Source organism: Pseudomonas sp. CFBP13528, assembly GCF_005233615.1.
In the GTDB taxonomy this organism is placed as follows: Bacteria; Pseudomonadota; Gammaproteobacteria; order Pseudomonadales; family Pseudomonadaceae; genus Aquipseudomonas; species Aquipseudomonas fluorescens_AM.
Window position 1 is genome coordinate 92,368 of record NZ_QGAJ01000001.1, and the last position, 20,347, is coordinate 112,714.

20 protein-coding genes are annotated in these 20,347 nt (G+C 60.9%); 11 read left to right on the forward strand and 9 right to left on the reverse strand.

Annotation, left to right across the window (positions count from 1 at the left end; translation table 11 throughout):
* Positions 1-31: 31 nt before the first annotated feature.
* Both aroE and hemF read right to left on the reverse strand, forming a co-directional pair.
* The gene (gene aroE / locus PspCFBP13528_RS00460) at positions 32-850 is read right to left on the reverse strand and encodes a shikimate dehydrogenase (RefSeq protein ID WP_101218821.1); all 819 of its coding nucleotides are present in this window, start codon (positions 848-850) and stop codon (positions 32-34) included.
* A complete protein-coding gene (gene hemF / locus PspCFBP13528_RS00465; protein ID WP_065953356.1) occupies positions 850-1,782 on the reverse strand; it encodes an oxygen-dependent coproporphyrinogen oxidase in 933 nt (310 codons plus the stop codon). The genes aroE and hemF overlap by 1 nt, the downstream gene beginning before the upstream one ends.
* A gap of 159 nt (positions 1,783-1,941) precedes the next feature.
* Between hemF and PspCFBP13528_RS00470 the strand changes: the two genes are divergently transcribed.
* Complete coding sequence (locus PspCFBP13528_RS00470; RefSeq protein ID WP_101218819.1) at positions 1,942-2,919, forward strand: quinone oxidoreductase; 978 nt, start codon at positions 1,942-1,944, stop codon at positions 2,917-2,919.
* Between the two features lie 104 nt (positions 2,920-3,023).
* On the opposite strand, the gene PspCFBP13528_RS00475 is transcribed toward PspCFBP13528_RS00470, so the two are convergent.
* The 3 genes from PspCFBP13528_RS00475 to PspCFBP13528_RS00485 all read right to left on the reverse strand — a co-directional run bounded on the left by PspCFBP13528_RS00475 (position 3,024) and on the right by PspCFBP13528_RS00485 (position 5,583).
* Positions 3,024-3,581 carry an L-threonylcarbamoyladenylate synthase gene (locus PspCFBP13528_RS00475; protein WP_065886727.1) on the reverse strand — a complete coding sequence of 186 codons (558 nt, stop codon included), beginning with the start codon at positions 3,579-3,581 and terminating at the stop codon, positions 3,024-3,026.
* Between the two features lie 58 nt (positions 3,582-3,639).
* Positions 3,640-4,743 (reverse strand): DNA-processing protein DprA, encoded by a 1,104-nt coding sequence (gene dprA, locus PspCFBP13528_RS00480; RefSeq protein ID WP_137199462.1) that lies wholly within the window; start codon positions 4,741-4,743, stop codon positions 3,640-3,642.
* Positions 4,744-4,806: 63 nt separating this feature from the next.
* The gene (locus tag PspCFBP13528_RS00485; RefSeq protein ID WP_065953353.1) at positions 4,807-5,583 is read right to left on the reverse strand and encodes a peptidoglycan-binding protein; all 777 of its coding nucleotides are present in this window, start codon (positions 5,581-5,583) and stop codon (positions 4,807-4,809) included.
* Between the two features lie 135 nt (positions 5,584-5,718).
* Between PspCFBP13528_RS00485 and def the strand changes: the two genes are divergently transcribed.
* The 5 genes from def (at position 5,719) to PspCFBP13528_RS00510 (ending at position 10,281) form a co-directional block, all read left to right on the forward strand.
* Positions 5,719-6,225 (forward strand): peptide deformylase, encoded by a 507-nt coding sequence (gene def / locus PspCFBP13528_RS00490; RefSeq protein ID WP_065953352.1) that lies wholly within the window; start codon positions 5,719-5,721, stop codon positions 6,223-6,225.
* 69 nt (positions 6,226-6,294) lie between these two features.
* On the forward strand, positions 6,295-7,248 hold the full coding sequence (gene fmt, locus PspCFBP13528_RS00495; RefSeq protein WP_137199463.1) for a methionyl-tRNA formyltransferase: 954 nt from the start codon (positions 6,295-6,297) through the stop codon (positions 7,246-7,248).
* Positions 7,245-8,555: a 16S rRNA (cytosine(967)-C(5))-methyltransferase RsmB gene (rsmB, locus tag PspCFBP13528_RS00500; protein WP_137199464.1), complete on the forward strand. Its 1,311-nt coding sequence runs from the start codon at positions 7,245-7,247 to the stop codon at positions 8,553-8,555. Before fmt ends, rsmB begins: the two co-directional genes overlap by 4 nt.
* A 22-nt stretch (positions 8,556-8,577) precedes the next feature.
* A complete protein-coding gene (gene trkA / locus PspCFBP13528_RS00505) occupies positions 8,578-9,951 on the forward strand; it encodes a Trk system potassium transporter TrkA (protein WP_065953349.1) in 1,374 nt (457 codons plus the stop codon).
* Positions 9,952-9,969: 18 nt separating this feature from the next.
* Positions 9,970-10,281 (forward strand): hypothetical protein, encoded by a 312-nt coding sequence (locus PspCFBP13528_RS00510; RefSeq protein WP_065953348.1) that lies wholly within the window; start codon positions 9,970-9,972, stop codon positions 10,279-10,281.
* 134 nt (positions 10,282-10,415) lie between these two features.
* On the opposite strand, the gene PspCFBP13528_RS00515 is transcribed toward PspCFBP13528_RS00510, so the two are convergent.
* Positions 10,416-11,303: a lysophospholipid acyltransferase gene (locus tag PspCFBP13528_RS00515; protein ID WP_065953347.1), complete on the reverse strand. Its 888-nt coding sequence runs from the start codon at positions 11,301-11,303 to the stop codon at positions 10,416-10,418.
* Between the two features lie 40 nt (positions 11,304-11,343).
* On the reverse strand, positions 11,344-11,901 hold the full coding sequence (tag, locus tag PspCFBP13528_RS00520; RefSeq protein WP_065953346.1) for a DNA-3-methyladenine glycosylase I: 558 nt from the start codon (positions 11,899-11,901) through the stop codon (positions 11,344-11,346).
* 81 nt (positions 11,902-11,982) lie between these two features.
* Here tag and glyQ point away from each other — a divergent pair, with 81 nt between their 5' ends.
* The 4 genes from glyQ to PspCFBP13528_RS00540 all read left to right on the forward strand — a co-directional run bounded on the left by glyQ (position 11,983) and on the right by PspCFBP13528_RS00540 (position 16,379).
* Positions 11,983-12,936 carry a glycine--tRNA ligase subunit alpha gene (gene glyQ, locus PspCFBP13528_RS00525; RefSeq protein ID WP_065953345.1) on the forward strand — a complete coding sequence of 318 codons (954 nt, stop codon included), beginning with the start codon at positions 11,983-11,985 and terminating at the stop codon, positions 12,934-12,936.
* Positions 12,933-14,987, forward strand: a complete 2,055-nt coding sequence (gene glyS, locus PspCFBP13528_RS00530) for a glycine--tRNA ligase subunit beta (protein ID WP_065953344.1) — start codon at positions 12,933-12,935, stop codon at positions 14,985-14,987. The genes glyQ and glyS overlap by 4 nt, the downstream gene beginning before the upstream one ends.
* Entirely contained in the window at positions 14,987-15,526 is a 540-nt protein-coding gene (gmhB, locus tag PspCFBP13528_RS00535) for a D-glycero-beta-D-manno-heptose 1,7-bisphosphate 7-phosphatase (protein ID WP_170827553.1), read from the forward strand. The genes glyS and gmhB overlap by 1 nt, the downstream gene beginning before the upstream one ends.
* 82 nt (positions 15,527-15,608) lie before the next feature.
* Positions 15,609-16,379, forward strand: a complete 771-nt coding sequence (locus tag PspCFBP13528_RS00540; RefSeq protein WP_137199465.1) for a lysophospholipid acyltransferase family protein — start codon at positions 15,609-15,611, stop codon at positions 16,377-16,379.
* Between the two features lie 245 nt (positions 16,380-16,624).
* On the opposite strand, the gene PspCFBP13528_RS00545 is transcribed toward PspCFBP13528_RS00540, so the two are convergent.
* Together PspCFBP13528_RS00545 and PspCFBP13528_RS00550 are read right to left on the reverse strand one after the other, a co-directional pair.
* Positions 16,625-16,891, reverse strand: coding sequence for a hypothetical protein (locus tag PspCFBP13528_RS00545; RefSeq protein ID WP_065953342.1), 267 nt, complete (start codon positions 16,889-16,891; stop codon positions 16,625-16,627).
* A 47-nt stretch (positions 16,892-16,938) separates the two neighbouring features.
* A complete protein-coding gene (locus PspCFBP13528_RS00550; protein ID WP_137199466.1) occupies positions 16,939-19,227 on the reverse strand; it encodes a CHASE2 domain-containing protein in 2,289 nt (762 codons plus the stop codon).
* A gap of 369 nt (positions 19,228-19,596) precedes the next feature.
* Here PspCFBP13528_RS00550 and PspCFBP13528_RS00555 point away from each other — a divergent pair, with 369 nt between their 5' ends.
* On the forward strand, positions 19,597-20,319 hold the full coding sequence (locus PspCFBP13528_RS00555) for a response regulator transcription factor (RefSeq protein WP_137199467.1): 723 nt from the start codon (positions 19,597-19,599) through the stop codon (positions 20,317-20,319).
* Positions 20,320-20,347 lie beyond the last annotated feature (28 nt).

Below are 20,347 nucleotides of genomic sequence, written 5' to 3' on the forward strand. Positions count from 1 at the left end.
AGGCAAGCCCCCTCCCACAGTTGGATGTATGTCAGGCCAACTGGCGGCGCAGCTCGGCCAGTACCGGCGCCGACTCCGGGCGAACGCCGCGCCACAGGAAGAAGGCCTGCGCCGCCTGTTCAACCAGCATGCCCAGGCCATCCATCGCTACCGCTGCACCTTGCTCATCGGCCCAGCGACAGAAGGCGGTCGGCTCCTTGGCGTACATCATGTCGTAGCAGAACGTCTTGCCCGGTTCGATCAAACTGCCCGCAATCGGCGGTACGTCGCCTGACAAGCTGGCGGACGTGGCGTTGATAATCACGTCCACCGGCTCACGCAGCCAATCGAAACCACTGGCGGACACCGGCCCCAGGTCGTCGAACAGCTCGGCCAGCCCTTCGGCTTTTTCCACGGTGCGGTTGGCAATGATCAGCGAGGCGGGCTTCTCGGCCAGCAACGGTTCCAACACGCCGCGTACCGCGCCACCGGCGCCCAGCAACAGGATGCGCTTGCCTTGCAGGTCCAGCCCGGCGTTGACCTTGAGGTCGCGCACCAGGCCTGCGCCGTCAGTGTTGTCACCGATCAACGTGCCATCGGCCAGCTTGCTCAGGGTATTCACCGCGCCGGCGCGTTGGGCGCGTTCGGTGAGCGTGTCGGCCAGCCGGAAAGCGTCTTCCTTGAACGGCACGGTGACATTCGCCCCACGGCCATGTTGAAAGAACTCACGGGCGCAGCCGATGAAATCCTCCAGCGGCGCGAGCAACGTGCTGTAGTCCATCTGCTCGCCGGTCTGCTCGGCGAACAGGCGGTGAATCAACGGTGATTTGCTGTGGCCGATGGGGTTGCCGAAGACGACATAGCGATCCATCACACCACCACCTTGGGCGCAGCCAGGCCGAGCCAGTCGCGGTCTTGCAGAAAATAGTCGGTAAGGCGCGCTTCTTCGCTGCCGGCTTCGGCTTTCCAGTCGTAGCTCCAGCGCACCTGCGGCGGCAGCGACATCAGGATCGACTCGGTACGCCCGCCCGACTGCAGGCCGAACAGGGTGCCACGGTCATAGACGAGGTTGAACTCAACGTAGCGGCCCCGGCGGAACTCCTGGAACTGGCGCTGCTGTTCGGTGTAAGCCATCGCCTTGCGGCGCTGCATGATCGGCAGGTAGGCGTCGATGTAGGCATCACCGATGGCGCGGATGAAGGCAAAGCAGGTGTCGAAGCCCCATTCGTTCAAGTCATCGAAAAACAGGCCGCCGATGCCACGCGGCTCGTTGCGGTGCTTGATATGGAAATAGGTGTCGCACCAGGCTTTATAACGCGGGTAAACGTCCGCACCGAACGGCGCACAGGCCTGCTCGGCCACGCGATGCCAGTGGATGCAGTCTTCGTCGTTGCCGTAATAGGGCGTCAGGTCAAAGCCGCCGCCAAACCACCACACCGGCTCTTCGCCTTCTTTTTCGGCAATGAAAAAGCGCACATTGGCGTGGGAAGTCGGCACGTGCGGGTTGTGGGGATGGATCACCAGCGACACGCCCAGCGCCTCGAAGCCGCGCCCGGCCAGTTCAGGGCGATGCGCACTGGCGGACGGTGGCAAGCCGCTGCCAAACACGTGGGAAAAATTGACGCCGCCTTTTTCGATGACCGACCCGTTCTCAATCACACGGGTGCGACCGCCACCACCCGCAGGCCGGGTCCAGGCGTCTTCGATAAAGCGCGTGTCCGTTTCGAAGGTTTCCAGGGCGCTGCAAATGCGGTCTTGCAGGTCGAGCAGGTAGGCTTTTACAGCCTCGGTGCGAGTAGTCATGGCATCACCTTGAATCGGGCAAAGCTACGCGAGGCCATTGGGCGTCGGCGGCAAATGGGCGCACAGGATACCACCCCACCCCGTGTCGTCGCAGTTGACGAAGATCAAGCTTAGGAGTCCGATAGGAGCCTTCGTTTATTCGACCCAAGGAGAAGGTAGATGGCCAAACGTATCCAGTTCAGCGCCCACGGCGGCCCCGACGTGCTCGAGTATGTGGACTACACACCAGCGGAGCCAGGCCCACAGCAGGTTCGGGTGCGCAACGAAGCCATTGGCCTGAACTTCATCGACACTTATTTTCGCAGCGGCCTCTACGCGCCACCGTCGTTGCCCTCGGGACTGGGGGCCGAAGGCGCCGGTGTGGTCGATGCCGTGGGCAGTGAAGTCAGCCAATTCAAGGTCGGCGACCGCGTGGCCTATGGCAGCGGCCCGCTCGGCGCCTACAGCCAACTGCACGTGTTGCCCGCCGCCAATCTGGTGCATCTGCCGGACGAGATCAGCTTCGAACAGGCCGCCGGTGCCATGCTCAAGGGCCTGACCGTGCAGTACCTCTTACGCCAGACCTATGAGTTGAAGGGCGGCGAAACCATTCTGTTCCACGCCGCCGCAGGCGGTGTGGGCTCCCTGGCTTGCCAATGGGCCAAGGCGCTGGGCGTCAAGTTGATCGGCACGGTGAGCTCACCGGAGAAAGCCGCCCTGGCCAAATCCCTCGGCGCCTGGGAGACCATTGATTACAGCAAGGAAGATGTCGCACAGCGCGTGCTGGAACTGACTGACGGTAAAAAGGTGCCGGTGGTGTATGACGGCGTTGGCAAGGACACTTGGCTGACGTCGCTGGACAGCGTGGCACCGCGTGGCTTGGTGGTGAGTTTCGGGAATGCGTCGGGCGCGGTGGATGGGGTGAACCTGGGGATTCTGTCGGCGAAGGGGTCGCTGTATGTCACCCGGCCGACGCTGGCGACCTACGCGAGCAACGCGAAGGATTTGCAGGCGATGGCCGATGACCTGTTCTCGATGATCAAGAGCGGCAAGGTGCGCATTGATATCAACCAGCGCTATGCACTGGCGGATGCGGCCAAAGCGCAGACCGAGCTGTCGGCGCGGCGCACGACCGGCTCGACCATTCTGCTGCCTTAAGCAAGTCATCGGGGGCAAGCCCCCTCCCACCCTTGACCGAGGTGTCACGACGAACACCAATCAAATGTGGGAGGGGGCTTGCCCCCGATAGGCGCGACTCGGTCTCAGGAAGGCCGCACCACATCCCCCGTCGCCAGGTCACGGATCAGGCTCGGGTTCTTGCGCCCCCCCAGGGCGCCGCCCAACACAAGGTCCACCTGCCCCCGGAAATACTGCTCCACCCGAATCCGCGTACGCGCGGCCGGACGGCCCTGGGGGTTGGCCGACGTGGAAATCAACGGCCCGACCTGGGCGCACAAATCCCGTACCAGCGGATGGTCACTGACCCGCAGCGCCACGGTGTCATGCACACCCGTGACCCATTCCGGCAGCAAGTCCTGATGGGGCACCAGCCAGGTATTCGGCCCAGGCCAGGTGCTGGCCATGCGCTCGATCCAAGTGTCGGGAAAGTCTTCGAACAGGAAGTCGAACTGGCGAATATTATCGGCCACCAGGATCAGGCCCTTATCCACTGAGCGATTCTTGATCGCCAGCAAACGGTCCACCGCTGCTTCATTCCACGGGTCGCAGCCCAGGCCCCAGACCGCTTCGGTCGGATAGGCAATCACCGCACCAGCGCGAATTTCTCGTGCGGCTTCCAGCACACGCCACCTGTTGACCATTGTTTACTCTCCGAACTAAAGCTCTGGGCAGTTTACCGATCTTCGTTGCAAAACCCAGCTACAACCGCTCGCCACGCGCAAGCCAGCGCCCACTTTCACAGATCACCTGGCCTTCGAGTTCCAGCTCGGTAAGGCTCGCCAGCACCTGGGCCAGCGGCCGTCCACTGGAAAGCGCCAGGGCTTCGCTGGTATGCGGGGCCGCATGCAACAGGGCCACCAGTGGATGCACAACCGGCACCGGGGCCGGGCGTGACAATGCCTGCCAACCGCGCAAGCCTTCAAGAATATGCTCGATGGTTTCCACCAGCACCGCGCCATCGCGGATCAACTGATGACAGCCCTTGGCCGCGGGGTGATGGATGGAACCCGGAATGGCGTACACCTCGCGCCCTTGTTCCGCCGCCAGCCGTGCGGTAATAAGCGAACCGCTGGCGATGCTGGCTTCCACCACCAAAACGCCCAGGGACAAACCGCTGATAATACGATTGCGCCGTGGAAAGTTACCGGCCTGGGGTGGCGCGTCCAGTGGAAACTCGGAAACCACGGCGCTGCCCTGGGCGATCATGGTGGCGGCGAGCGTCTTGTGGCGCTGTGGATAAAGTTTTTCCAGGCCGGTGCCGAGTACACCGATGGTATGACCGCCCACGTCCAATGCCGCCTGATGGGCCGCACCATCGATACCCAACGCAAGGCCGCTGGTGATGACGAAACCGGCGCTTGCCAGGCTGCGGGAAAAGGCGGCGGCGGTGTCCATGCCGGGGCGGGAGGCGCGACGACTGCCGACCACGGCCAATTGCGGTTTTTCCAGCAGCGTGGGGTCGCCAGCAACGAATAACAGCGGCGGAGCACCCTCAATCTGGCCTAGCAGCGCAGGGTAATCGGGCTGGTCCCACATCAGTAAATGCTGGCCCGGACGGGCCAGCCAGGCCAATGCCGCACTGGCCCCATCGCGAATATCCGGACTGCGCCGGGCATCGGCACTGACCGCCGGCAACCCGAGCGCACGCCAGGCACTGGCAGGTGCACTGATGGCTTTGGACGCAGAGCCGAACGCCTCGATCAACCGGTGAAAACGCCTGGGGCCCAGTTCCGGCAACCTGTGCAAGCGTAGCCGGGCTTCCAGCTCTGCCGGGGAAATCTGAGTGCTGTTTATCGGAAACATCTGATCATCCTTGATCGGAACAAGCTGTGGATAACTCTGTTGGTAACTTATTTAGCAGGCTATTTATTGCGATTGATCGTCAGTCTCGAAACGATCCATGACCGCCAACGGTCGGGACGCGCTGAGAACCAGGGCGTAGCTGAGTTTTTCATAGGTGCGAAATACCAGCAGGGTGCCAGCACGCACATCCGGGAGTCGCGTCGGGGCACCTGTAAGCGCATCGCGTACCGAGGCGCCAGCCCTGATCACCGTGAGCAATTGGCCTTCGACTACGCCGTCCCGGCGCCCCTTGTTCAAGGTCACCGCATCCAGCACGCCGATTTGCGTGACGCCCTTGGGGATATCGATGATGTGACCCTCAACGAAGGGTGCATGGGCAGCCGTTTTCAGATCGGCCAGGCTGACGCCAGGTTCGGCGCGAAGCAAACGGTCGCCTGGACGCACTTCCTGGGTAACCCTTTGCACGGCCAGGGTGGTGAGATCATCGGTCAGCAAAAAACGCGCGGTGCCGATGTCGTCGGCATTGATTCCAAGCAGTTCCCGGGTGTCGGGATCGGTATAGACCCTGCCTCGACGGAAGATCCCGTAATTCGGCTGGGTCGGGTCCAGACTGCCCCTGGCGTAGACGCGCTCGCCATTGGCGCCCAGCACGCGTCCGGCCTCGGCGGCGACGATGTAGGGTGCGTTGTCCAGGTCCTTGGGGGAATCGAGCAGACGATTGTGCAGCAAGAAGCTCTGTATCGCCTTTTGCGTGACAGGGTCCAGGCGCTGGCCGGGCTGTGGAATCAGCGCCATGGCCAGCGGGGCCCATAGCAGCAAGACGAGTAGCGATTTCCTCATGGGGTCAATCTCCTTTATTATGTGCGTTCGCGTGAAACGCCATAGCCTTCGCGGCTTTCGAACGTTTCACACCGGCTGCCTGGGTCCATCCCACCGCCGATTTGCCTCTACCTCACATGTGCAGCAATTACGCTTATGGCTATTTTGAACATCCTCGAATTTCCCGACTCGCGCCTGCGCACGATCGCCAAGCCGGTGGCCGTAGTGGACGACAAGGTTCGTCAGTTGGTCGATGACATGTTTGAAACAATGTATGAAGCTCCGGGCATCGGCCTCGCCGCGACCCAGGTCAACGTGCATCTGCGCGTCGTGGTCATGGACCTGTCCGAAGATCGCAGCGAACCCCGGGTGTACATCAACCCCGAGTTCGAAGCGCTGACCGACGAGATGGGCGAATACCAGGAAGGTTGCCTGTCGGTGCCGGAGTTCTACGAGAACGTCGAACGCCCATTGCGCGTGAAGATCAAGGCCCTGGACCGTGACGGCAAGCCGTTCGAGTTGATTGCCGAAGGCCTGTTGGCGGTGTGCATCCAGCACGAGTGCGACCACCTCAACGGCAAGCTGTTTGTCGATTACCTGTCCACGCTCAAACGTGACCGGATCAAGAAGAAGCTGGAAAAAAAGCATCGCCAGCAAGCTTGATGCCCTCCTTCCAAAGGCTTGCTGCGGCAAGCCTTTTTCTTTTGTGACTGCTTTTAACCGAGAACTCCGATGACCGAGCCACTGCGCATTGTTTTTGCCGGTACACCCGAATTTGCCGCCGAACACCTCAAGGCGCTGCTTGCCAGCCCCTATGAAATCGTCGCGGTGTACACCCAGCCGGATCGCCCGGCCGGGCGCGGGCAAAAACTGATGCCCAGCCCGGTCAAGCAACTGGCGCTCGAGCACAGTATCGCCGTGCTGCAACCACCGACCCTGCGCAATGCGGATGCCCAGGCGGAACTGGCCGCGCTCAAGCCGGACCTGCTGGTGGTCGTCGCCTACGGCTTGATCCTGCCTCAGGCCGTACTCGATATCCCACGCCTGGGCTGCATCAACAGCCACGCTTCGTTGCTGCCACGCTGGCGCGGAGCGGCGCCGATCCAGCGCGCCGTGCAAGCAGGCGACAGCGAAAGCGGCGTGACGGTCATGCGCATGGAAGCAGGGCTGGACACCGGCCCGATGCTGCTCAAAGTCACCACGCCGATCACCGCCGAGGACACCGGCGGCAGCCTGCACGACCGTCTGGCTGAAATGGGCCCGCCCGCCGTCATCCAGGCCATCGCCGGGCTTGCTGCGGGCACCCTGGAAGGCGATGTGCAGGACGACAGCCTGGCCACCTACGCGCACAAACTGAACAAAGACGAAGCCCGCATTGACTGGAGCCGCCCGGCCGTGGAGCTTGAGCGCCTGGTGCGTGCGTTCAACCCATGGCCTGTCTGCCACAGCACGCTCAACGGCGAAGCCTTGAAAGTGCTGGCTGCCACCCTGGCCGACGGTGAAGGCGCGCCCGGAGAAATCATCGGCGCCAGCAAGGACGGCCTGCTGGTCGCCTGCGGTGAACAGGCGTTGTGCCTGACACGTCTGCAACTGCCCGGTGGCAAGGCGCTGAATTTCAGCGACCTGTTCAACAGCCGCCGGGAGCAATTCGCTCCGGGCACGATCCTTGGGGTGAGCGCTCAATGAACCCACGTCTGGCCGCCGCCAAGGCGCTCGCCGCCGTGCTCAACGGCAAGGCTTCGCTGAACAGTTCACTGCCTGTGCAGTTGGACAAGGTCGAAGACCGTGATCGCGGTTTCACTCAGGACCTGGCGTTTGGCACGGCGCGTTGGCAGCCAAGGTTGTCGGCGTTGGCGGCCAAGTTGCTGCAAAAACCGTTCAAGGCAGCCGATGCCGATGTTGAAGCGCTGCTGCTGGTCGGTCTCTATCAACTGCTCTACACCCGCGTACCGGCCCATGCCGCCATCGGTGAGACGGTGGGTTGCGCCGACAAACTGAAAAAACCCTGGGCCAAGGCCTTGCTCAATGCCGTGTTGCGCCGCGCCCAGCGCGAAAGCGAAGGGCTGCTGGCCGAGCTGGAACATGACCCGGTGGTGCGCACCGCGCATCCGCGCTGGCTGCAAAAATCCCTGAAGGCGTTCTGGCCGCAGCAATGGGAAGCCATTTGCGCGGCGAACAATGCCCATCCGCCGATGATCCTGCGGGTCAACCGCCGGCATCACAGCCGCGACGCCTACCTGCAATTGCTCAGCGAAGCGCGCATCGACGCCGCGCCGTGCGTGTACAGCATCGACGGTATCGTGCTCCAGGCTGCCACAGACGTGCGCAGCCTGCCGGGCTTTGCCGAGGGCTGGATCAGCGTGCAGGACGAAGCCGCACAACTGGCCGCCGACCTGCTCGACCTGGCACCCGGCCAACGCGTCTTGGACGCCTGCTGCGCGCCTGGCGGCAAGACCTGTCACATCCTGGAAGTCGAAAAGGACCTGGGCGGTGTGGTAGCGGTCGACCTGGAAGCCAAGCGTCTGGTGCGCGTACGGGAAAACCTCGCACGCCTGGGTTTGAGCGCCGAATTGATCGCCGCCGACGGCCGCGACACCGCCACCTGGTGGGACGGCAAACCGTTCCAGCGCATCCTGCTGGATGCGCCCTGTTCGGCCACCGGCGTGATCCGCCGCCACCCGGATATCAAGCTGACGCGCCAACCCGACGACATCGCCGCGCTGGCCGTGTTGCAAGGCGAACTGCTCGACGCGCTGTGGCCCACCCTGGAAGTCGGCGGCATTCTGCTTTACGCCACCTGCTCCACCTTGCCCACCGAGAATACCGAGGTTATCGAAGCCTTCCTCGCCCGCACCAGCGGCGCACGGGAACTGGACCTCGCGACCACGGCCGGCATCAAGCAACCGCACGGTCGCCAATTGCTTGCGCAGGAAGGCGGGCATGATGGCTTCTACTACGCCAAACTGATCAAGATCGCCGCCGCGCGCGGCTGAATGGTTTTAAGGGAGTGACCGGATGAAAATCATCATCCTCGGGGCAGGGCAGGTCGGTGGCACGCTGGCTGAACATTTGGCCAGCGAAGCCAACGACATCACCGTGGTCGATACTGACGCAGAGCGCCTGCGCAATCTGGGCGACCGCCTGGACATCCGCACGGTGCAGGGCCGTGCGTCGTTCCCGACTGTGCTGCGCCAAGCCGGTGCCGACGATGCCGACATGCTCGTCGCGGTCACCAACAGCGACGAGACCAACATGGTCGCCTGCCAGGTCGCCCACACGCTGTTCCACACCCCGACCAAGATCGCCCGTGTGCGCGAAGCCGCCTACCTGACCCGCGCCGGCCTGTTCGATAACGATGCCATTCCGGTGGACGTGCTGATCAGTCCGGAACAGGTGGTCACGCACTACATCAAGCGCCTGATTGAAATTCCGGGTGCCTTGCAGGTGATCGACTTCGCCGAGGGCAAGGCGCAACTGGTCGCGGTAAAGGCCTACTACGGCGGGCCGCTGGTGGGTCAGCAATTGCGTCAATTGCGCGAACACATGCCGAATGTGGAAACCCGCGTCGCCGCGATTTTCCGGCGTGACCGGCCCATCCTGCCCCAGGGCGACACCGTGATCGAAGCCGATGACGAAGTGTTTTTCATCGCGGCCAAGGCGAATATTCGTGCGGTAATGAGCGAAATGCGCCGGCTCGACGAGACCTATAAACGCATCGTCATCGCCGGCGGCGGGCAGATCGGTGAGCGCTTGGCGGAGGCCATCGAAAGTCGCTACCAGGTGAAGATCATCGAGATGAGCCCCACGCGCTGCCGGCACTTGTCCGACACGCTCGACAGCACCGTGGTGCTGCAGGGCAGTGCCTCGGACCGCGACCTGCTGATGGAAGAAAACATCGCCGATGCCGATATCTTCCTGGCGCTGACCAACGACGACGAGGCCAATATCATGTCCTCGCTGCTGGCCAAGCGGCTGGGGGCGAAGAAGGTGATGACCATCATCAACAACCCGGCCTATGTCGACCTGATCCAGGGCGGCGATATCGACATCGCCATCAGTCCGCAATTGGCAACCATCGGCACGTTGCTCGCTCACGTGCGCCGTGGCGACATCGTCAGCGTGCACTCCCTGCGCCGTGGCGCGGCGGAGGCTATCGAGGCGATTGCCCATGGCGACTCCAAATCGAGCAAGGTCATCGGCAGGGCCATCCGCGATATCGGCTTGCCGCCGGGCACCACCATTGGCGCGATCATTCGCGATGAAGAAGTGATCATCGCCCACGACGATACGGTCATCGCCACCGGTGACCATGTGATCTTGTTCCTGGTGGACAAGAAACATATCCGCGACGTGGAGAAGCTGTTCCACGTGGGCTTGAGCTTTTTCTGATCAAACGGAGTGACCGACATGCTCGAATCCCTGGAAAAAATGCTCGCCAAGGGCGTGGATAATTCGCTGCTGCGGTTTGGGCTGGGCAAGGGTTATCTGGACCTGAAGGACAACGCCAAGGCGGCGCAGCACCTACAGAAATGTGTCGAGTTCGACCCTAAGTATTCGGCGGCCTGGAAGTTGTTGGGCAAGGCGCAGTTGGGGCAGGATGATAACGCTGGCGCACGATACGCGTGGGAGAGAGGCATCGAGGCGGCCCAGGCCCATGGCGACAAACAGGCCGAAAAAGAGATGACGGTATTCCTGAAGAAACTCGACCGCCAGACCTGAGCAGAACCAAATGTGGGAGGGGGCTTGCCCCCGATAGCAGTGTGTCAGCCAATACATAGTTGACTGAACCACCGCTATCGGGGGCAAGCCCCCTCCCACATTGTTTTTTGTGGTGATCTTGAGTCAGGTGTCAATCAGTACCACCGCGCCTCACCCGGCGGGCGTTTCTTGAAGCGTTTCATGCTCCACATGTACTGGCTCGGGTAGGCGCCGACATAACGCTCCACCACCTTGCTCATCGCCGCGCAGGACGTGGCGGTATCAGTGCTGTACATGTCTTCCGGGGCCGCTTCCAGGATCACCTTGTAACCCGAGCCGTCCGGCAAGCGCAGGGCATGCAGGAACACGCCCACCGCCTTGTGACCCGCGAGCATGTTCGGCACGAACTTGCTGGTCAGCGCCTGGGTCGCGAAGAACGGTACGAAGATGCCAGCGGATTCAGCCGGCTCGGGGTCGGCAGGGATACCTACCTGGCCGCCTTTACGCACTTCCTTGATCACACTGAGGATGCCTTCCTTGGTGGAGGCGGCCACGCGGTTGCCCAGTTGCACGCGTTGCTTGCGCAACAATTCGTCAACGGCCTTGAGCTTGGGTGGGCGATAGAAAATGATCGGTTTGCACTGGCTGCAATAAAAATGATTCAGCACTTCCCAGTTGCCCAGGTGGCTGGTGATACCCACCACTCCTTTGCCCGAGGCCAGGGCCTCGTGGAGCACTTCCAGGCCTTCGACTTCGCGCACCAGGTCGATGGAACGCTGGGCCGGCCAGATCCAGGCGCAAGCGCTTTCGGTCAGGGACTTGCCGATGTCCATCAGGCTGCGGCCCACCAGGCGCTCGCGTTCGACCGGGTCCATGTCCGGGAAGCATTTGGACAGGTTGATCCGCACCGTGTCGCGGGAGCGGTTGGGGGTTTTCCACATGATCCAGCCGATGCCCGTGCCGACGGCCTGAACGGCGCGCCAGGGCAGCAGGGCAAACAACCGAAGAGCGCCTACCAGCAAGGCGCCTTTAAACTTTTCCACAGGTCACTCCTGATCGTGTGTGGTACGCAAAGCGCGCATTCTAACCGGCGTTGACCAGGTCCGCGTAACGGTCGCAGTCCTGGGTGTGGTCCATGACCATGCCCGAGGCCTGCATGAACGCGTAGCAGATGGTCGGCCCGACAAACGTAAAGCCGGCCTTTTTCAAGGCTTTGCTCATGGCTTCGGCTTCGGGCGTAATCGCCGGGACGTCGCTGCGATCCTTGAAGTGATTGACCTTGGGCTTGCCGCCGACAAACGACCAGAGCAACCCCACCGGGTCTTCCAGCGCCAGCCAGGCCGCGGCGTTGCGGCGTGTGGCGTTGAGCTTCAGGCGATTGCGCACGATGCCCGGGTCCTGCATCAGCGCTTCGATTTCAGCGTCGGTCAGCCTGGCCAGACGCTGCGCATCGAAGCCGAACAGCACCTTCCGGTAATGCTCGCGTTTGCGTAAAACGGTGATCCAGGACAAGCCCGCCTGGAACCCTTCGAGCAAAAGCAACTCGAACAGTCCCTGCGCATCGCGCAGCGGCGTTCCCCACTCTTGATCGTGATAAGCCATGTACAGCGGATCTTCAGAACACCAAAAGCAGCGTGGCATAAGGCTCCAGGGAGTGGTGGCGGGGCCGAATCGGGTATACTCCCGCTCTTTAAATCGCAGCCCAAGTAACAGGTGAATTTCGTGAGCCAGCCTACGCCAGCCGTGCGTACCTTCCAAGACTTGATCCTCGCCCTCCAGCAATACTGGGCCGAGCAAGGTTGTGTGGTACTTCAGCCCTACGATATGGAAGTAGGCGCCGGCACTTTCCACACCGCTACCTTCCTGCGGGCCATCGGCCCGGAAACCTGGAACGCCGCTTATGTGCAGCCCAGTCGTCGCCCGACTGACGGCCGCTACGGCGAAAACCCGAACCGTCTGCAGCACTACTACCAGTTCCAGGTGGTGTTGAAGCCCAATCCGGACAACTTCCAGGAACTGTACCTGGGCTCGCTGAAACATGTCGGCCTGGACCCACTGGTCCACGACATCCGTTTCGTCGAGGACAACTGGGAATCGCCGACCCTGGGCGCCTGGGGCCTGGGCTGGGAAGTCTGGCTCAATGGCATGGAAGTGACCCAGTTCACTTACTTCCAGCAAGCGGGCGGCATCGAGTGCTACCCGGTGACCGGCGAAATCACCTACGGTCTCGAGCGCCTGGCCATGTACCTGCAGGGCGTGGACTCGGTCTATGACCTGGTGTGGGCTGACGGCCCGTTCGGCAAAGTCACCTACGGCGACGTGTTCCACCAGAACGAAGTGGAGCAGTCCACCTACAACTTCGAACACGCCAACGTCGACAAGCTGTTCGAACTGTTCGATTTCTATGAAAGCGAAGCCAAGCGCCTGATCGAGCTCGATCAGCCGCTGCCGTTGCCGAGCTATGAAATGGTGTTGAAGGCCTCCCATACCTTCAACCTGCTGGACGCGCGCCGTGCCATCTCGGTGACCGCGCGCCAGCAATACATCCTGCGTGTACGTACCCTGGCGCGTTCCGTCGCCCAAGCCTACCTGCTGGCGCGCGCCAAGCTGGGCTTCCCGATGGCACCCCCCGATTTGCGTGATGAAGTGTTGGCTAAGCTGGAGGCTGCACAATGAGTGCTCAAGATTTCCTGGTTGAACTGGGCACCGAAGAGCTGCCACCCAAGGCACTCAACACCCTGGCCGATGCCTTCCTGGCCGGTATCGAAAAAGGCCTGCACGGCGCCGGGCTGAAGTTCGCCGCGAAGAAAGTCTACGCCGCGCCACGTCGCCTGGCGGTGTTGCTGACCGCGCTGGAAACCCAGCAGCCGGACCGCAACATCAACCTCGACGGTCCGCCGCGTCAGGCCGCATTTGACGCCGAAGGCAACCCGACTCAGGCGGCACTGGGCTTCGCCAAGAAGTGCGGCGTCGAGCTGAGCGAGATTGACCAGAGCGGGCCGAAACTGCGCTTCAGCCAGGTCATCACCGGCAAGCCGACGGCCAGCCTGTTGCCGACCATCGTGGAAGACTCCCTGAACGACCTGCCGATCCCCAAGCGCATGCGCTGGGGTGCGCGCAAGGAAGAATTCGTACGCCCAACCCAATGGCTGGTGATGCTGCTCGGTGACCAGGTCATCGATTGCACCATCCTCGCCCAGAGGGCAGGCCGTGATTCCCGTGGCCACCGCTTCCACCACCCGGAGAGCGTGCGCATCACCTCGCCGGCCAACTACCTCAATGACCTGCGCGCCGCCTACGTGCTGGCCGATGCCAATGAGCGTCGCGAGTTGATCAGCAAGCGCACCGAAGAGCTGGCCCGCCTGCAGGAAGGCACCGCCATCGTGCCGCCAAGCCTGCTCGACGAAGTGACCGCCCTGGTTGAATGGCCGGTGCCGCTGGTGTGCTCGTTCGAAGAGCGCTTCCTCGACGTACCGCAAGAAGCGCTGATCACCACCATGCAGGACAACCAGAAGTACTTCTGCCTGCTGGACGTGGACGGTAAGTTGTTGCCGCGTTTCATCACCGTGGCCAACATCGAAAGCACGGACCCGCAACAGATCATCGCCGGTAACGAGAAAGTCGTGCGCCCACGCCTGACCGACGCCGAGTTCTTCTTCAAGCAGGACAAGAAGCAGAAGCTCGAAGACTTCAACCTGCGTCTGCAAAACGTGGTGTTCCAGGAAAAACTCGGCAGCGTCTACGACAAAGCCGTCCGCGTTTCCAAGCTGGCGGCCTACATCGCGCCGCGCATTGGTGGCGATGCCGCCTGGGCCGCCCGCGCAGGCCTGCTGTCCAAGTGCGACCTGGCCACCGAGATGGTCGGTGAATTCCCTGAGATGCAAGGCGTGGCCGGTTACTACTACGCCCTCAACGACGGCGAACCGGACGATGTGGCCCTGGCACTGAACGAGCAGTACATGCCACGTGGCGCCGGTGCCGAGCTGCCGAGCACCCTGACCGGTGCGGCCGTTGCCATCGCCGACAAGCTGGACACGCTGGTGGGTATCTTCGGTATCGGCATGTTGCCCACCGGCAGCAAAGACCCATATGCGCTGCGCCGTGCGGCCCTGGGCGTGCTGCGTATTCTGATCGACAAGAAGCTGGACCTCGACCTGACCCAGGCCGTGGTATTTGCCGTCGGCCAGTTCGGTGCCAAGGTCAAGCAAGCGGGCCTGGCCGAGCAAGTGCTGGAGTTCGTGTTCGACCGCCTGCGTGCGCGTTACGAAGATGAAGGCGTGGACGTTTCTGTCTACCTGTCGGTGCGTGCCCTGCAGCCGGGTTCGGCGCTGGACTTCGATCAACGCGTACAGGCCGTACAGGCGTTCCGCAAGTTGCCGGAAGCCGATGCCCTGGCCGCCGTGAACAAACGCGTATCGAACCTGCTGAGCAAGGCCGACAACCTGGGCACTGCCGAAGTGGACCCAAGCCTGTTTGCCGATGCCAAGGAGTTCTCGCTGAACTCGGCCATCGTCAAGGCCGAGAATGCCGTGAAGCCGCTGATCGCCGAGCGTAACTACGCTGAAGCGCTGGCGCGCCTGGCGTCGTTGCGTGAGCCGGTGGATGCGTTCTTTGAAGCGGTGATGATCAATGCCGACGATGCCGGCGTGCGGAAAAACCGCTACGCCATGCTCGCGCGTCTGCGTGGCCTGTTCATCAATATCGCTGACATTTCCGTACTGGGCTGATCATGTTGAAACTGCTGATTCTCGATCGGGACGGGGTGATCAATTACGACTCCGACGCTTACATCAAGTCGGTGGCGGAATGGATTCCACTGCCCGGTTCGATCGAGGCCATCGCGCAGTTGAGCAAAGCCGGCTGGACAGTGGCCATTGCCACTAACCAGTCCGGCATCGCCCGCGGTTATTACGACATTGCCACCCTGGACGCCATGCACGCGCGCTTGCGCAGGCTGGTGGCCGAGCAGGGCGGTGAGGTGGGGCTGGTGGTTTACTGCCCCCACGGCCCGGATGAGGGCTGCGCTTGCCGCAAACCCAAACCTGGCATGCTGAAAACTATTGCAGAACATTACAAGGTGCCCTTGGCTGGGATATGGTTCGTCGGGGACAGTCTCGGTGACCTGGAGGCGGCCAAAGCCGTCGACTCTCAGCCAGTTTTGGTAAAAACCGGGAAAGGCGAAAAGACCCAGGCGAAAAACCTGCCGGTAGGCACTTTGATTTTTGACGATCTGGCGGCGGTTGCCGCAGAACTTATCAACAACTAGCCGCCCTCGACTTCCTGACCAGGGATTGTTCGGGAGTGCGCTTTTAACAGGCGGGCCGTGTCCCGCAACGGTAAATGCCGCCATGTCGATCTTGCAGGCCATCAGAACCTTTTTCTTTTACCTGCTACTGGGCACCAGTTCGTTTATCTGGTGCACCCTGAGCTTTTTTATTGCACCGTTCCTGCCGTTCAAGGCGCGCTATCGCTTTATCAATGTGTATTGGTGCCGCTGTGCGCTGTGGCTGTCCAAGGTCTTCCTGGGCATTCGCTTCGAGATCAAAGGCGCGGAAAACGTCCCGGAGCAGCCCTGCGTGATTCTGTCGAACCACCAGAGCACCTGGGAAACGTTCTTCCTCTCGGCGTACTTCTCGCCCCTGAGCCAGGTGCTCAAGCGTGAACTGCTGTACGTGCCGTTCTTTGGTTGGGCCATGGCGATGCTGCGTCCGATTGCGATCGACCGTGACAATCCCAAGGCCGCGCTCAAGCATGTTGCCAAGAAAGGCGACGAGCTGCTCAAGGATGGTGTTTGGGTGCTGATCTTTCCCGAAGGTACGCGTGTGCCTTATGGCACCGTAGGCAAGTTCTCGCGAGGCGGCACTGCATTGGCGGTCAACGCCAACCTGCCGGTGTTGCCGATCGCACATAACGCTGGGAAGTTCTGGCCAAAGACCGGTTGGGCCAAACGCGCAGGCACCATTACCGTGGTGATCGGCGAGCCCATGTATGCAGAGGGCGAAGGCCCACGCGCTATTGCCGCCTTGAACGACCGCGCCGCAGCATGGAATGAAGCGCAGCAACGGGCGATGGGTTCATTGCCGCCGGAGCCGGTGGTGATTGATACACCCGTGATCTGATGATCTGTGGATAACCTGTGTATGATTTTCTCTCGAATGGCGCTTTTATCGTCACAACAAGCTGATTTCATTGCATATTTCCCAAGCTCATAAAATCACGTAAAAAGTGCATAAGTTTTTCTGTCGCAGCGTTGCCCGTTACAGGCACCTTTCTCAGAATGGCGCTACACCTATAAAAAAATGCCCCGCATCACTGATGTGGGGCATTTTTTTTGCGTGCGGCGTCGGCGCGTACTGACTGCCGTCTACCTCGCCAGCGCCACCCGGCTGGCGTCAACCATAGCGCTCGTCAGCAGCAGATAACTGTCTTCATCAAGTTGCCCATTGCTCATTTTTTCCGCAAGGCCAGTTGATGCAGCGGAGAACTGATCCTGGTAGCGAAGTCCTAACGCTGCTACGTATCCGCGAGCTTCGTCTACGTTTTTTATCGTTGTTTTCGATGCCGCTTGAGGATCGCTGTTGATTGAAGGGCCAAGCGTTGGGAAGTTAAATTGCGTGTTTATTTCTTTCATGGAAAAACTCCAGGTTGGCAGACTTCATAAGTGGAGAAATCTGCACTTCAGTTCCCGAAGGGTTCTTCCAACAACGGCAGTTTCAAGGTGAAGGTAGTACCTTTTCCTACAACACTCTCGCACCCAATGTAGCCCTTGTGACGCTCTATGACGGCTTTGACCATCGTCAGTCCCAATCCCAAACCCTCGCTGCCCTGCGCAGAATCAAAACGCCGATACTGGCTGAACAGTTCCGGCAGGTCCGCCGCAGCAATTCCCGGCCCCTGGTCACTGATACGACATTCCAACCAACCCTCTACCGTGCTGTGCCTCAATCTGACAGTAGTCCCCGAGGATGAATACTTGATGGCGTTCTCCAGGATGTTGAACAGCGCGCGAGTGAGCAGCGACTGGTCTGCCGACACCATGCCTTCGTCCGCTTCATCCAGATCGTGAACCAAACGAATGCCTTTGAGTTGCGCGATAACTGCCACTTGATCGAAAGCATCCATCACCAGCATGGCAAACAGGGTGGGCTGGAAGTGGTAACCGTCCGCCTCCGCTTTCGCCAGTTGCACAAAGGACTCGGTGAGGCTCAGCGCTCGGCGCACCTGTTGTTCGATCTGGCCAAACACGGGCGATTCACTTTCATGCAGATCCAATAGGGCGAGGATTGCCGAATGTGGCGCACGCAGGTCATGGGACAGGAAGCGCAGCATGGTTTCGCGATGCTGTTGGGCTTCGCGTTCCTTGCTTAGATCCGTGAGGCTCAGCAGCCAACCCAGGGCGATGTCACCTTCGGCCGGCAGCAGGGGTGCAAGCTCCATGCGCAAGCTGCGTTGGTGGATATCACGGAACTCGACCAACGCCAATTCGGACAGGGCAGGGCGCACACCGTTATGCAGCGGCGGATAACCCAGGTCGGCGAGCTGTTCGAGGAGGTTTTCTTGAACCAGGTCGTTGCCGAATACCTCACGAGCAATGCGATTGGCCAACAGGACGCTGCCCCGGGGATCGGTGATCAGGGTCGCGACCGGCAGGCATTCCAGGCCATCCGCCATGAAACGCCGAGTATCGCGCGTACGACTGACCGCCTGCTCGAGGGCGAAGATCCGCCCTTGCAGCACATCGCCCTTGCTGGCCGGCGCACGGCGCCGCTCCGGCAAGACTTTGGGTTCGTTATCCAGGCGAGCAAGTTCCCAGCCGAAGTAGGCGAGAATCACACTCAGGCGTCGCCAGTTCCAGATCAGGTAGCTGAGCAGCAAACCAATCAGACAAGCCGCAGGTGACCACCAGTGGCCTAGGCTCAGCAGCGCCCACGCACCCAGTATCGACGCGGCCATGCCGCTCAGGGTCATCCACAGCGCATATCGTGGGCGATACAACAGCAGGCCCAGCAGCAGTGCTACCAAGGACGTCGCCATCAGCGCCGCAAGCCAACCTGGCAGATCGACAATACTGCGCCCTTGCAGTAAGCCATTGAGCACATTGGCCTGAATCTCCACACCCGCTGTCGAGCCGATAGAGGAGAGCGGCGTAACGAAACTCTCGCCCATCCCATAGGCCGTGGCACCGACCAGAATCAGTCGACCGCGCAGCCACTCTGGAGATACCTCTCCACGTAGCACGCTGGCGTAAGAAACACTTGGGAAAGGGTCGTGTGAAGAGGTGAAAGGGACGCGGATCTGATGTTCCTGATGCCACTGCTGACTACCCGGCTCTTGAGGCATGCCCGGCATCCCTGATGTTTGCCCGTTCAACGTGAACGCCAGCCAGGCCAACTGCGGGAGTGCGCTGCCCGGGGGGCCTTCACGTAGATACACGCTGCGCACGACACCATCATGATCCGATTCGACATTGATATGCCCGATACCCCTGGCGCACTTGAGCAAGGGCGACAAGGACTCTCCCGTCTGCCTGGACCGTGCGCTGCTGTCCGTCACGATGGGCAGCAATACATTGCCTGCCTTGCATACGGCGTCGGCCAATCGTCGGTCACCCGTGCCTTCGCCGGGTTCACTGAAGATGACATCGAATAGAATACCTGCCGGCTTGGCGGCACTGAGGCGTTCGATCAGGTCCGCATGCACACTGCGCGGCCAGGGCCATGGGCCAAGTTCTTCCAGACTTGACGCGTCAATGGTTACCAACACAATGCGCGGGTCTACCGGCAGCGGTGCCAACTGGCGCAGGCTGTCATAGAGCGGGTTATTAAGGGCCAGGCCCGGACTCAAGGATAAGTAAGCCGTGAAGGGCAATAAGACCAAGCCGATCAACAGCCACTCTCGTACCAACCCGTGAAACAGCAACTGCGCCCGGGTGGGCTGGCGTTTTTCAGCCTTGCCCCACAGTTTCACAGGGTCACCGCCGCAGACCCGACAAGGCATCGATAACCGTCAGATGAAAGTGTCATAAGCCCCGGTCTCCCTCCAGGTGGTCACGCTGAAACGCATCAGAGGTACTGATACCAGTGAAGCTTATTCCGGTCTTCTTGGAGTATCAGGCAATCACCATACCGTACATCGATCCTTTTCCTCATAGCCAGGAGCCGGTATCTTTCCCCTTGCGTACCGAAGACTTTCGATGGGCTACCGCGCTTCAATACCAGCGTAACGAGAGATTCGAGATTCGGTTTATCCGACCATAATTATTCAGATTCAGAGGCGAGTATCCGCACACGTTGCCTCTGATTAAGCTGCCGTATTTTTTGCAGGAAGGACCCACTCATGCGTGTCGCGATACTGGACGACGAGCCCGCCGAATTGAGACGGGTAGAACAGACACTGCGACAGATTCCCAGCACATTGGAACAGCCCTGGTCCCTGCATTGCTTTGAACGCGGTGAAGACCTGCTGCGCCAACTGCGCCGTGAAACCTTTGACCTGTTGATACTTGACTGGCAACTGCCTGATATCAGCGGAATTGCGTTGTTGCGCTGGACTCGCGAGCACATGGAGTCACCGCCCGCCGTCATCATGCTTACCAGCCGCGATGCTGAGAGCGATATCGTCACAGCGCTCAACAGCGGGGCGGATGACTACGTCGGCAAACCCTTTCGGCCTAACGAACTCAAGGCACGCGTGACCGCCGTCCTGCGTCGGCACGGGCTGCATAAGTCCGCCAGTAATGAACTGCAAAGCTTCAATGATCTGACATTCGATGATGCCGAGCTGACCGTCACGCGAGCCGGAAAACCAATCAACCTCACCGAACGGGAATACCGCTTGGCCAGTTGCCTGTTTGCCAACCTGGCGCGGCCGCTTTCTCGCGAGTATTTGTATGAGCGATTCTGGACCCACGAAGAAATGGTTTCGTCTCGGCCGTTGGATACGCATATCTACCGTCTGCGCAATAAACTCGGATTGACGGCCGACCGCGGCTGGCAACTGCTGACTATTTATGGGTACGGGTATCGATTGGAGAGTGTGGCAACAGCGGCTGAACAGTGAAAAGTGCGATGTTCCACGTGGAGCATTT